Here is a 13485-nt window from a genome sequence, read left to right on the forward strand (position 1 = left end):
GATGGACATGAATCTGGAAACACTCAGTGGTCTTTCAGGCAAGCGGATCCTGGTCCTCAATTGGCGTGATACTAAACATTCTCTGGCTGGCGGAGCCGAGAAGTACATGCATGAGATCTCACGTCGGTGGGTGACGGCGGGGGCCAGCGTCACTTGGTTCACGGGCAGAGACAGCGCGCAGGGCCCGGAAGACACAGTGGACGGCGTCAGGATCCTGCGCATGGGTGGAACGTTGGGCGTCTACCCCCTGGCAGTTCTGAAGCTGATGAACTCGCGAGGTGACTTCGATGCCATCGTCGACTGCCAGAACGGCATCCCCTTCTTCTCCCCGCTGGTGGCAAACCGGAATGTCCCGGTTATCCAGGTTGTCCACCATGTCCATCAGGAGCAGTTCAGCACCCGTTTCTCGGCTCCCATGGCAACTTTCGGCAAGTTCTTGGAAGGCACAGCTTCACGCTGGGTGTACGGCAAGCGACCAATTGCTGCGGTATCGCCCTCCACCCGGCGAGAGCTTCGCCACCAACTGGGCTTCCCAGGTCCGATTTTCGTGGTCCCGAACGGCACTGTCGAAGTCCCTGCCACCATCGGGCCTCGAGACCCGGAGCCGACCATCACCGTCGTGACCCGACTGGTACCGCACAAGCGGATCGACCTGCTGCTGGGACAGCTCTCCCTCGTCGTCCAGGCGATACCGCGCCTGCGGGTGAACATCGTTGGCGACGGTCCCGAGCGGGGACGGCTGCAGCAGATCGCGTCAGATCTGGGTCTTTATTCGACCGTCAAGTTCCACGGGTTCCAACCCAACGCGGTACGTGACCAGCTTCTCAGCGGGTCTTGGTTGACCGCAGTCACTTCCGCTGCCGAGGGTTGGGGTCTCTCCGTGATCGAGACTGCAGCCTGGGGAGTGCCGTGTCTGGCCCTGCGGGTTCCGGGAATTCGCGATTCGGTCGTGGACGGCGTCACGGGATGGCTGGTGGACCGTCCCGCGGACTACGGCGAGGCTCTGATCGACAAGCTCCAAGCCCTGTCTGACGCAGGATATGCCCGGGAGTTCGCCACGGCTTGCCAGGATTGGGCCCGGTGTTTTACTTGGGAACGTAGTGCCGCGCTGCTGGCCGGAGTGCTCCAGGAGGCAGCACTCCGGCAGAACCGGTCCCTGGCGGAGAGTCGTGGCAGTCGTACCGATCTGTCGACCATGGCCACGTTCGTGTTGCCGCCGGGAGTGGATCTGCGCACACATCTGCGGCCTACGGACGAGGCGGTGCACGACGGTGACCGGGTAATTGTCCTGTTCAACGGCTGCGATGAATTCGACACAGCACAGGTACTGGGAACCATGGGAGTCGTCGACGCCGAACTTCGTCCGGTCGAGACCAGCGATCTCCTTGCTGGCCCCATTGGGAGTCCGTCGCGCGGACCGTCAACCGGACAAGGAGTGACAAGGGTTCGATGACGTCACCGACTCTGTTAGGAGATAAGGCCGCCACTGCACTCAGTACGCGGCCTGTGCGCAAAGGAAATGGTGGCTCTGCCGACGTCGCGGTGATCTCGGAGAACAATGGATTGCTCTCCGTCTCAGCGGGCGCTGTCGGGGTGCTGAGCTACGCGTGCACGCTCCTGATGGCCAATAACCTAGAGTCCGCCCAGTTCAGCGATTTCGCTGCAGCACAGATGTTGCTGGGCATAGTGGGCACCATCGCATCGGCGCTCGTTCCGCTGCCGCTTTCCCACGCTGTGGCGGCGTACTCAGCAGGCTCCACTGGCCGACGTGAGGGAATTGCGTTCGCGTTGCTCGTCTCATTGCTGGTCGGAGCGGTGGCCGCTGTCGCAACAGGAGCCCTGACCGCGGCCTTTGCACCGGCCCCCACGGCCCTCGCCGTAGCACTCTCCTCTCTGATGCTGTTCCTGATGGCCGCCCCACAAGGCTGGCTTCAGGGAGAACTGCGGTTCAAAAGGTACGCCCTTGTATCCTTGGCTGAAATTATGGTGCGTCTGGCCTTCAGCGTGCTCGTGCTTACTCTTGCCTGGGGTGCCACGGGAGGCGTACTGGGATTCGCCCTCGGATCCTTGGCTCTGCTGGCCGTGCCCATGTCCTTCTACCGAGACGTCCGCCCTCGTCTGCTTGTACTAAGGCAACGGTGGCGCTGGTCGGAGACAGGAGACATCGCGCTGGTTCTGTGCGTCGTCTCCATACTCATCGGTCTCGACGTGGTCGTCATTCCGTTTCTCGACGACGGCTCGGACACTGCTGCTGGTTTTCAGGCGCTTGCCACCATTGCCAAGGGGCCGGTGTACGTAGCAGCCGGTACGGCTCTGGTAGCTTTCCCGTTGTTGCGGAGTGCGCACGTGGACAAGAGCCAGATCATCGCCCATGCGATCCGTTCATTCGCAGGGCTCGCCCTCCCGGCGGCGATCGTGATCGCTACTGTTCCACATTCCTTGATGGCCATGGTCCTTCCGCAGAGGTACTACTCCGCCCTGGATATGCTGCCCTGGCTGGCAGGCGCCGGACTCGGATACGCCACGATGACCGTGCTGGCCACCCTTCTTCTCGCCCTGCGTAGCTATCGGCGGTGCCAGCTGGGTCTTTTGCTGGCCGGGGCGCTCATCGCGGGCGGCATCACTGTGGGCTGGCAGACAGGGGGTGTCAGAGGGTTGGCTGTCGGATCTGCCGTTGGCTCGTTGATTGCCGCTGCCGCGCTGGCGGTAATCGCTCGGCCGAAACTACCTGTGGGCATAGTCCGGATGACGAGTGGAACTATCGCTGCATTCATGGTTGTCGCCGGCGTCCTGGCGCCGGCCGCTGCTGCCCCGCCCCTCTGGCTCGCAGCCACTATCGCGGCTGGTTTTCTAGTACTTGGCTTACAACGGAGCGAAGAACGCATTCTGCCGCGGGCCGTAGGAGTTGTACGAGGGCATTGGCCGAATATAAAAACAGGGTTCCGGTCTCGAATCATCACCGCGCTTTCCAGCTTGACAGCCGTGACAGTGGCCGCCTTCGGTGTCCGATCGATCGGCCTGACCCGTGCCTTTGAGCTCTGGGTGGACGAGATGCTCTACGCAGAGTTGGGTCGCGCTGTTAGTTTCGGCGAGCTGCCGAACCTGCCGGATGGACCGTTCTTTCTTCATCCACCGGGATTTTTCCTCATTGAAGGACTGGTAATCAACGCACTGGGACTGTCCGGGAACAGCTTTGATCTGGTGTACGACCTGCGGTGGCTCAACGCGGTCGTCGGAGCGCTCTCCGTGGGCCTCGCCTACCTGCTGATCCGCCGACTGACCAACACTCCAGTTGCAGTGATTACCGCCGTGGTGCTCGCCTTCGAACCGTTCCTGCTGCGCAACAACAGCCGCGTCTTCATCGAGACCCTCGGAACAGCTGTAGTCCTGGTCGGCCTTCTCATCATCGTGCATGTGCTGACGCGCCGAGCCGCTCAGCCGGCACTGGGCACCATGGCGTTAGGCGGCTTCCTGCTGGGGTACGGCGTCCTGACAAAAGACATCTTCGTACTCATGGCCATAGCCCCCGTCGTGTTGGCGGTCATTTGGCGACGAACGCTGTCGCCGCACCGGGCCGCGGCCATCCTGCTGGGGTCGGCAGTGCCGTACGGGGTTTATCTGGTCGTACTGAGCTTGACGGGCATGTTCCCCGACTGGCTGTGGGCGAAGACCAACGGGGTCCGACGTTTCCTAGGCTTCGATCAAGTCACTGGCTTTAACGCAGAGGGCTCTCCCAGCCTGGTCAGCCGCCTGGTCGACCAAGCCGGAAGCTTCGGCACAAGCTACGTTTTGCTCGGGCTAGGTCCGCCGGCCGCACTGTACGTCTGCTTCAGCCGATGTCCGGAACGGAGACTCATCGGGCTGCTGGGGTTGGTGTTGGGATTCTTCGGCCTGTACAGCGCGGCCTTCGGCACCTTCGAGGAGCAGTACGGCTACCCGGTGATGGTCGCCGGCATACTCAGCCTCGCTGTCGGCGCGACGGAGATGTACGAACGCCGAGGCCGCCTCCTCAAGCCGCTAGCCGGTGCCGGAATCGTCTTTGCGCTGCTGACAGTCACTCTGGGAGTACGGGCGGAAACCACCACGGACAACGGCTACGCACAATTCAGGGCATGGATGGAAGACCATCTCCCTGCCGGTGCGAGGGTCAGTGTCACAAACAGCACCGGGGAGTTCGCGTTCGGGGATGACCCGCGTTTCGGAGTTTGGCCGGATGCGCAGCTGATGGAGCAGAACGGCGTCGACTACATCCTTACGCAGACGACACCGACCATGCAGGGCTATGGCTATGCGCAACCAGAGATGCTTGATTGGCTGACGGAAACCGCCACCGAGGTGGTCAGCTTCGATGGACCCACCAACGGTGCCACCACTCTGTGGCGGGTCCAGGAACTCGAGTTGAACAGAGCGGCTGATTTGGGCATCGGACTTCCGTCAGCGAACTATGAGACGGAGAGATGAGCGGGTGGCCCAAGTACGACATGCGTCGAACAACAGACGGATCGGTCGAGCAGTTGCTGTCCTGACCGCCACAGTGTTGCTGCTGAGTGGTTGCGCCCAGGACAAGGCCGATCCCTCGGGATCCGGCATGAAATTTGGAGTCCTCGGCTCAACCTGTGCCCCCGCTCGAGTCGGAGAACTGCGGGGGGCCGGAGTGCAACTGGCCCAGATGGACGTCCGGTGGGATCGGTTGGAGCCCGTTCTCGGCAACGTTGATCGCGAGTACGCCGATGAACTGGCCATGGCCGTCGACTCGTGCCGAACAGCTGGGATCGAGGTCATCCTTGGGCTCGGGCTGCAGTACGCACCGGACTGGGTAAGTGAACTGCCGGACGGCAAGTACCTGGATCAGCACGGCAACGCCCATCCTGGACGTGTCCCCAATGTCGTGTTCAGTCGAGACGTCCGCTGGGCCTTCGAACAACATGCTGCCAACGTCTTGGAGCTGCTGCCGGACGGATCCGTTCATGCCATCAGGATTGGAACCAATGAGGCCGGCGAACTCGGCTATCCCGGCGGTGGCCATGTCGGCAGTTCCTCCGATACTGGTTTCTGGGCTTTCAACGATGCGGCAAAGACTGGCAACGGCCTGCCCCCCAGCGTTGAGAAAGCTCCGCTTCCGGGCTGGGCACCAGGAGACCGGGTGTGGCGCGACCAGGCCGTGGCACAGGACCAGGTCGCCACGTGGTTCGAGTGGTACTCGAAGTCGGTCGCCGATACCGTGATCTGGCAGGCAAAGATGCTTCGAGAACTTGGCTTTGCAGGCGATTTTCATGTCCCACTCGCCGGCCGGGGTGTTTTGCCCATTGATCTCCGCCGTGCCATTGCCTCCGACTTGGACGGCACCGGTGATCGGGACGGAAGTCTCGAACGCGGGCTGTACTACCCGGATCAGCTACCCGCGCTGGCGGACGGAATCGGCACGGACAGCCTCGCAGTGGGAGTAACTGGCTTGGACGATGCGACCGCTGTGCAGGCCCGGGCCCAGCGGCCTGCCACGGACACATGCAGCCCGATGGACCAACAGGTCGACCTGGTCTCCCAACCAAACGTAGAGAACTGGTCCGCTTCCCGCTGGACCATCGCCAATGCCCGGAAAGTCGGTGTGCAGGTGATCGGGGAGAACCCAGGCTCACCCCGAGCTCCCGGCACCGGCGGAGATCCGGAGTCGGACAACCTTCGGGACCAGCTGGAGCACGCCCCTCGTTACGCCAATGAGTGCGGCCTTTCGACGTTCCTCTGGGCATTCGAGGACGACTTGTTCGGAGATCCCCGGCAGATGAGCCTGATCGAGTACAGGGAGACCATATCGGCCTATGGATGACTTGCACTCCAACGAGTCGGTTGTTTGAGCACACGTTTCGCATTCATCAGAGGAGAGCATTATGTCGAAGTTAACCGGTAGCCGGACGACTGAAGTCCAAACTGCGCGGTCTGGCACAACGACAGGCGCGTCGTCCGCACCGTTGCGGGTGCTTCATCTGGGTTTTGAGGATCCTCACATGCCCGGCGCTGGCGGCGGCTCGGTACGGACTCACGAGATTAACAAACGTCTAGTGGCGGAGGGCCATCACGTCACAGTCCTTACGACGGACTATCCGGGCGCAACCGCACGATGTCAGGACGGCGTGCAGTACATACCGCTGGGGTTCGGCCATGGCCGCACAAAGCTGTCACGGTTACTAGGCTACGTGCTTCGATTGCCCTGGGAAGTAGTGCGCCGCCGCGACACGTGCGACCTGGTCGTCGAGGACTTCTTCGCACCATTTTCCACCATGGCCGCCCCTTTGTGGTCACGGAAGCCGACCATCGCCGTGGTTCAGTGGCTGCACGCCAAGGACAAGTCACGTCAGTACAGGTTGCCGTTTTTTCTCGTGGAGCGCGCGGGTGTGCTGACCCACAGCAGGATGGTGGCGGTCTCAAACGGAACGGCGGAAGCGCTCCGCGCTCTCAACCAACGAGCTCACATCGATGTCATTGGCAATGGCCTGGATCGTCGCGCAATGGAGGTCGTGCCGCGCTTGGGACGCGACGTGGTTTACATCGGGCGGCTCGAGGTGCTGTGCAAAGGGCTTGACCTTCTGCTCGAAGCCTGGGAGACAGCCCACCGCGACGTGGACGGCCAATTGGTCATTGTTGGGTCAGGTCCTGACGAGGAGCTAGTTCGAAGAATTGCTAGGAACAGAGGGCTGGACGACCGTATTCGCTTCACCGGCTGGATCGACGGCACCGAAAAGTTCCGGCTCCTCGGCAACGCACGGCTGGTGGTCGTTCCTTCACGTCACGAGACCTTCGGCCTCGTAGCCATCGAAGCCCTGGCGACCGGCACACCGATTGTCGCCTTCGACATCCCCTGCTTGCGGGAGGTGGTTCCGGCAAGCTGCGGCTGGCTCGTCGAGCCTTTCCATGCCGAGACCCTGGCGAAGGAGATTGTGTTGCGCTACAACGCGCCGAAGGAGCTCGAGAAGGCCGGACGGAGGGGACGCCAGTTCGCGGTCCGCTTCGATTGGGACGCCTTGGCGCTCCAGCAAGTTGCCGCTTACCGGGCGGCAGTGCCCTTGTCCGGCCCAGCGAAATAAATGTTGTCATCGCGACTGAGAAAGAAGACCGCCCATGGCAGTTCCTGCACGTCTGGAAAATTCTTTTAACACGAACAGCCCCTGGCTTTTCTTGTCACCGCACTTGGACGACGCCGTACTGTCCTGCGCGTCGTTGATGGAATCATCGGCAGCCCGTCGTGACATCACCGTCGCCACTGTCTTCACAGAAGCTCAGCCTCCACCCCACACCCGGGCTGCCCGCAATTTCTTGCACCAGTGCGCGCGGCGTGACGCGGTGTCCCTGTTCGAGGACCGCAAGTGTGAAGATGAAACGGCCCTCTCTGGACTAGGAGCACGACACCTGCACTTCGGGGCCACCGACGCCCTGTTCCGGCAACGGCATAAGGTCAAGGCCGCACTTGGTCCCGTGGCTCGGATGCTGCCGGAACTCGTACATCTCTATCCCACATATCGCTTCGACATCGCGCTTGGACGGGTTTCCCGGAACGACCGCCCGCTGGTCGCGCAGCTACGGCATAGGGTGTCGGACCTGCTGGTGCAGTCCGAGGCCGAGCTGCTGTTCTGCCCACTGGGAGTGGGGCGGCATGTGGACCACCTGATCACCCGCGCCGTGGGGACCGCGTTCCCCGGGCGCGTTGTGTATTACTCGGAATTTCCCTACAACCAGACCAGCTCTCCTGATGGCAGATTCCTGCGGAAGCACCGTTTGACCGCTTGGACCTGGGCGACAGAACCGGCCCGAAAGGAGAAACATATCTACCAGTACGGTTCCCAGGCTCCGGCTCTTTTTCCGAACGGCAGCATCCCTGTCGTCCCGGAGACCTACTTTTCAGCAGAATGACGACGGGCGATCAAGGCCGGTGACGGTCAGTGTTGCCTTCAACTCTGTTCCCCTTTCCGGCATCGACTTTGAACTTGCCGCTGCGACAACGGACGTTGTCAGTTACGGTGATACCTGAGAGCCGACCGAAAAAATCAACGGACCGACCAGGAATGTCAACGAACGTATTATCGCGCACCACTATTCTGTCGACCGGCCCGTGGCCCTCGTAGTAGCCTGTGTGGACGCCGACCGGTGATTCCCAAAACCAGTTACCGACCACAGTTATGTCGTGAATGCCGTCGTCTCCGACAGCGAACTGCATACCGGCCCCGTGCCGGCCTCCACGAACCGTGTTGTGCATAAAGACCACGTCGTGGACAGCGCCGCCCATGGCGTGTGCGACCAATCCGTCATCCCCGTCCGCAACGGCACCCTGGTCGACATGGTTGCCCACGACCATCCCCTCATGTGAGTCCAAGACATGAATGCCGTCAAGCTGGTCGTACAGCCCGCTTGTGGCGACTGTCGTGGCGTTGCGCCGAATACTGAAACGATTGCTGGCGACAACAGCGATCGAATATGTAAACGGATTCCTGGTGAGGATGCCTTCAACCCGGACGTTCGTCGAGTAACGCACGTCAATCAAATACTCGTACATACGGCCAGCGGAATCATTGGCTTTCAGGAGGTCGCCGCTGTGATCCCCTGTCAGATCTTTAATGGTGACGTTGTCGGCACCGTCGGTCGTCACGAGCGGATGTCCGCCATGTGGTCCCGGGAAGTCGAGGAATTGGGGACTCGCCTTCAGCACAGTAGAAGGACCACTTCCTCTCAGTTCGACGTTGTCCTTCAGGATGAGGGGACGAGCCAGGTTCAGCCGACCCGCGGGGAGTTGGACAATAGCTCCCCCCGACTTGCCTGCGACGTCGATTGCCCGCTGAATGACTCTTGAACTGTCTGCGTCAGGCTCTGCGGCTGAAGGTATGGCTATGACCGATGTTGCGGAACTGCCTGACGCCAACCTACAGGCCACCACGTGCTCCCTTCCCAGTGCGGACATGACCGCCGACCCTCGATCTCGACAGCACTGCAGTCGAGGCGCTCCTCCGGGGCCGATCTATGGCGGGGCCCGCGATCGGTAGGGCACCACCGTACATAAACGGGTCGTCCCGAATCGTCAGCCGGCCGACATTGCGGCCTCGGTGAAGCTCCATTGCCTGATCACCGGATGCGCCAAAAGGCCGGGACGACAGGTACTTACCACCCAGCAGTCGATGCAAACGAGAGGTTTTCGATGCCTGCACCCCCTGCACGCCATCTAAAAACAGACATTGCCCGTGCCCTCCCTCTTCTATGGGTGGTAACAGTGTTCGGCCTTGCGTTGATTCTTGTGAGCCCAAAAAATTTTGGCCTGTGGGACATGTACCCCGTAGTTCAGGTGGATGCGCTTCCGGCGGCGTGGATCGTGGGGCTGGGCCTGTGTTCCGTGGCGACCGGATTCGGCTTTCGCCGTATGTCCGCGGACTCGGGCCCGCGCCGGACGGCGATGTACTCGGTGTTCGTCCTGCTCATGTGCGTCGTCTTACTCGAAGTGACCTTGTTTGCTCGTGCCGGGGGATTCTTGAGGGCGGGCATGGCGAACGTGGCGTCCGACCGCGTTGATCTGACGGTGCTGTCCTTCAACGCCCGGGGAACTGGGGCGCCGGACATCGTCGAAGCCGTCGCGCATGCGGAGGCGGATGTAATGCTGCTGGTCGAGGTTAAAGAACAGGTCGCAACTGAGGTCGTCGAGCGGTTGCGATTCCGGGGTTCAAGAAACCAGGTGTTCACCGGTACGGGGAGTGCGCTGGGTGGCGCGCACGAAGTGGCTGTCATCATCCCCGACCGGTTCGGCAGGTACCACGAAACGGTCAGTCCCGCCCTTGCTTTCGGGTCGCTCACAGTCGCGCCTGGAGAGCCCGCGAGCGCCGAGTCGAATTTCGCGGTGAGGACGAGACCTGTGCTCAGCGCGGTGCACTCCATCTCTCCCCTTCCTGGGAAAACGTCTTCGACAGCGTGGAAGCACCAGCTGAGGACGGCTGTCGGCCTTTGTCGCCATGACTCAGCGATAATCGGTGGCGACTTCAACGCGTCCTCGGCACAGATTTCACACGTTATAGGCCATGACTGCCTTGAGGCCAGCAGTCACCTCGGCAGAGGTGGTGTTGGCACTTGGCCCACTGCGATGCCAGCGCCCTTCGGCGCAAGCATTGATCATCAACTCGCAAACAGGAACTCCTGGGAACCAGTCGGAATTCGATTCATGGAAATCGGCTCATCGGATCACCGCGGGATTGCCGTCTCGTATCGACATGTCAGGGCCTGAACCGCTTCCTGCGGCATGGTCCGGCCTGCACTGCGATAGCGGGGCAGATGAACCGGGTAACAACCAAGCAATTACCGGACACAGTTCTATGATGCGGAGGGGTGCCCGTGGGCCTCGCGATCACCGGTTGCGGATACCTCGGAGGTCGTTGGTTGCCCCTGGATAGTGTGGAGTCAGGCCATCCACACGGCCATGCCGGGCAGAAGGGGTGGCCAACATCTGTGCGGCACTTTTCCTATAGCCGCCCCTCGTCACGGCCGACATGCCACGTATATGTTCGGCCCAGCCCCGGCATCGTTCCAAGGAACTAACGGCTCGGAGAGCATGGGCCCGCTGTAGAGCACCTTGGCTGTCCAGCGGTAGACAGTCCGGCGGCATCCACCTGCGTTTCAAAAATATGCCTCGCCTATGGACCACGAGTCATGGTAAGAGGCGGCCCATTCACCGATCAGTACTGCTGCTCGTAAGAATTCCCCCACACATCGACTTAGGTGACCACCCTGCCGACCGTGCGGTGTCGCAGGACTGTGGGGTGAACCAAATCTACTCGCTGCACGTGTAGCGTCTGGCGCCCCCGAACGGGCGCATTCCCGAGCAAGCCATGTGGATTGGAAGAGCAAATAAGTTTCTGCGCTTACTCGGAAGGCTCGACTCCTGGGAACAATGCGTCGGCGGAGGCCCGCCAATAACCACTCGCCCTGCTCGGCCGCCGCGACCGACGGCTCCTGGGTCAACTATCGTTTCTACTTTGCAATCGACCTCGCGGCCAAATTTGTCGCCGACGCTCATACCAAGCGAGCGACCTCTCCGAGGATTGGACGGTGGCGGGGGCGCGCCGGCACGGGGGAAAGGGGTGCACCGACGCGCCCCTGCGACCGTTCAGCCACTCGGGGCCACGGGCGTCGCCGGTGGTGAGACGGCTCGACCGTGCGCCGATTCTATTTGGATGCATCGGATAGCGAACGTTTTCTTGAGGTAATTGCCGGGTCCACGTCGACCGGCACGGGCGCCGGCGGGGCGCCCGGTAGGCTGGGCGCGACCCGCCCGACCGTCGAAAGGCCGCCCGTGACCACCCCCCAGCTCGCCTCCTACATCGACCACACGCTGCTGAAGCCGGAGGCGTCGCGGGAGCAGATCGCCACCCTGTGCGCGGAGGCCAAGCAGTACGGCTTCGCCTCGGTGTGCACCAACCCCCTGTGGGCCGGATTCGTGCGCGAGCAGCTGGCCGGCAGCGACGTGCTGACCTGCGTGGTCGTCGGCTTCCCACTGGGGGCCTCGGCCACGGAGGTCAAGGCCTTCGAGACCGCCACCGCCGTGGCCGCCGGCGCGCAGGAGATCGACATGGTGATCGACATCGCCGCCGCCCGCGCCGGCGAGCGGGAGACCCTGGAGCAGGACATCGCCGCGGTCGCCGAGGCCGCCCACGCGGGCGGGGCGGCGCTGAAGGTGATCATCGAGACCTGCCTGCTGACCGACGAGCAGAAGGTCCTCGCCTGTCAGGCCGCCGTGGCCGCCGGTGCGGACTTCGTGAAGACCTCCACCGGCTTCTCGACCGCGGGCGCCACCGTGGCGGACGTCCGGCTGATGCGCGAGACCGTCGGCCCGGACATCGGCGTCAAGGCCTCCGGCGGCATCCGCACCCGCGAGGACGCCCTCGCGATGATCGAGGCCAGCGCCTCCCGGATCGGCGCCAGCAGCGGTCCCGCACTCGTCGGCTGAGCCGTCCCGCGCCACGGCCGCACACGCGGGCCAGGAGCCCCGGAACGCCGGCTGCTCGCTCGCGGGGTCGCGGCAGGGAGCCTGCCGGTCAGGCGGCTGCCGCTCGTGGCCAGGACCGGGACCGTGCCGGTCACGGGGCTTCGGCTCGCGCGCGCCGCGGCCGGCCGGATCCGCGGTGCACCGCGAGCACGGTGATGTCGATGGGGTGGCCCTCGGTCACGGCCCACGCCGTGGCGAGGTCCACCGCCTCGTCGGCCCCGATCCCGCCCGGATAGCGCTGGGCGACGCCGCCCAGTCCGCGGGCCAGCGCGGCGTCCGGATCCGCGTGCAGATCGAGGAACCCGTCGGTGAGCACCAGCAGGGTGTCACCGCGAGCCAACCGGGCGGTCCGCACGTCCCACCCGGTCCCATACGCCGCCGACAGGCCCAGCGCCGGCCCTGACCCGGCCAGTCGGCGCGCGCCGGCGGGACCGAGCACGATGGCCGCGCCGTACCCGGCCAGCACGTAGGCCAGGTCGCCGGTTGCCGGGTCGAGTGTGGCCGCGAAAGCCGTCACGAACGTGCCGGCGAGATCCCCGGAGGCCACCGCGGACCGCCCCACCGGCCGGCGGCGAACTCGTACGGAATCCGTGGCCCGCAGCAGCGTGCGCAGCACGGCCTCGATGGGCGCGGCCGCCCCGTCCGCGCCGGGACCGGCCGCACCGGAGAGCCCCGCACCGGGGACGCCCGCACCGGCGACGTCCCCGCCGGAGGCGTCGCCCCCGAGGACGTCGGCGACCTGCAGCTGCACCCGGCCCCCTTCGTGGCTCCAGTCGAAGTAGCTGCCGGCGGCGCGCCGAGCGGGTGTGCACCGGCCGGCGAGCTCGTAGCCGGGTACGTCGAAGTCCGCTGGTGACAGCAGCGCCCGCTGTGCGGCCCCGGCCACCGCGAGCTCGCCGGTGACCGCCAGCTCCTGCTCGACGAGCCTGCCGAGCTGCGCCAGGACCTGCTGGTGCTCCGCGGTGAACGTCCGGGGCACGGTGTCCATGACGCACAGGGAGCCGACCCGCTCCCCCGTGGGCGCGTGCAGGGGTTGCCCTGCGTAGAACCGCACGCCCCGGGACACCACCGTCGTGTCGGCGACCCGCGCCTCGTGCGCGGTGTCCTCCAGGACGAGGGCGCCGCGCTGCTGGACCGTGTAGTGGCAGGGCGAGTACCGGCGGGGCACCGAGTCACCGGGGTCGAGGCCGGCGGCGGCCTTGATCCACTGGCGGTCCGCGTCGATGAGGGCGATGGCGGCCATCGGCACCTGGAAGATCAGGCGCGCCAGGGCCACGATCCGGTCGAAGCGCTCCTCGGCGGGGGTCGCCAGCACGTCCAGCGCGTGCAGGGACGCCAGCCGGGCGAGTTCGGCGTCGCCCTGGCGCAGCGGACCGCCGGTCGGCTCCTCCACCCGGGGCGCCCGGGGACGCTCCGTCATCGGGCGGCCCCGTGGCCGCCCGGCGGGGCGGTCGGCGCGGCAGGGCGTTCCCTGACCA

9 protein-coding genes are annotated in these 13485 nt (G+C 64.0%); 7 read left to right on the forward strand and 2 right to left on the reverse strand.

All coding sequences use genetic code 11. The annotated features are described in order from the left end of the window. The first annotated feature begins 1 nt into the window (after position 1). The 5 genes from PU704_RS08995 to PU704_RS09015 all read left to right on the forward strand — a co-directional run bounded on the left by PU704_RS08995 (position 2) and on the right by PU704_RS09015 (position 7902). Positions 2-1453, forward strand: a complete 1452-nt coding sequence (locus PU704_RS08995) for a glycosyltransferase family 4 protein (protein ID WP_277551056.1) — start codon at positions 2-4, stop codon at positions 1451-1453. Beyond that, positions 1450-4461: a glycosyltransferase family 39 protein gene (locus tag PU704_RS09000; RefSeq protein ID WP_277551057.1), complete on the forward strand. Its 3012-nt coding sequence runs from the start codon at positions 1450-1452 to the stop codon at positions 4459-4461. The genes PU704_RS08995 and PU704_RS09000 overlap by 4 nt, the downstream gene beginning before the upstream one ends. Before the next feature lie 193 nt (positions 4462-4654). Then, positions 4655-5824, forward strand: coding sequence for a hypothetical protein (locus PU704_RS09005; protein WP_277551058.1), 1170 nt, complete (start codon positions 4655-4657; stop codon positions 5822-5824). 178 nt (positions 5825-6002) lie between these two features. Continuing rightward, positions 6003-7079 carry a glycosyltransferase family 4 protein gene (locus tag PU704_RS09010; protein ID WP_277551059.1) on the forward strand — a complete coding sequence of 359 codons (1077 nt, stop codon included), beginning with the start codon at positions 6003-6005 and terminating at the stop codon, positions 7077-7079. Between the two features lie 34 nt (positions 7080-7113). Further along, a complete protein-coding gene (locus tag PU704_RS09015; protein ID WP_277551060.1) occupies positions 7114-7902 on the forward strand; it encodes a PIG-L family deacetylase in 789 nt (262 codons plus the stop codon). Between the two features lie 10 nt (positions 7903-7912). Here PU704_RS09015 and PU704_RS09020 read toward each other — a convergent pair whose 3' ends face one another. Then, positions 7913-8635: a right-handed parallel beta-helix repeat-containing protein gene (locus PU704_RS09020; protein ID WP_380112501.1), complete on the reverse strand. Its 723-nt coding sequence runs from the start codon at positions 8633-8635 to the stop codon at positions 7913-7915. A 669-nt stretch (positions 8636-9304) separates the two neighbouring features. On the opposite strand from PU704_RS09020, the gene PU704_RS09025 reads away from it, so the two are divergent. Continuing rightward, positions 9305-10249: an endonuclease/exonuclease/phosphatase family protein gene (locus tag PU704_RS09025; protein ID WP_277551062.1), complete on the forward strand. Its 945-nt coding sequence runs from the start codon at positions 9305-9307 to the stop codon at positions 10247-10249. A gap of 1065 nt (positions 10250-11314) precedes the next feature. Further along, on the forward strand, positions 11315-11968 hold the full coding sequence (deoC, locus tag PU704_RS09030; protein WP_277551063.1) for a deoxyribose-phosphate aldolase: 654 nt from the start codon (positions 11315-11317) through the stop codon (positions 11966-11968). Positions 11969-12098: 130 nt separating this feature from the next. Here the strand turns inward: deoC and PU704_RS09035 are convergent, their stop codons facing one another. Beyond that, the gene (locus tag PU704_RS09035) at positions 12099-13427 is read right to left on the reverse strand and encodes a PP2C family protein-serine/threonine phosphatase (RefSeq protein WP_277551064.1); all 1329 of its coding nucleotides are present in this window, start codon (positions 13425-13427) and stop codon (positions 12099-12101) included. Positions 13428-13485 lie beyond the last annotated feature (58 nt).

The sequence above is a fragment of the Kocuria oceani genome (genome assembly GCF_029524215.1).
In the GTDB taxonomy this organism is placed as follows: Bacteria; Actinomycetota; Actinomycetes; order Actinomycetales; family Micrococcaceae; genus Kocuria; species Kocuria oceani.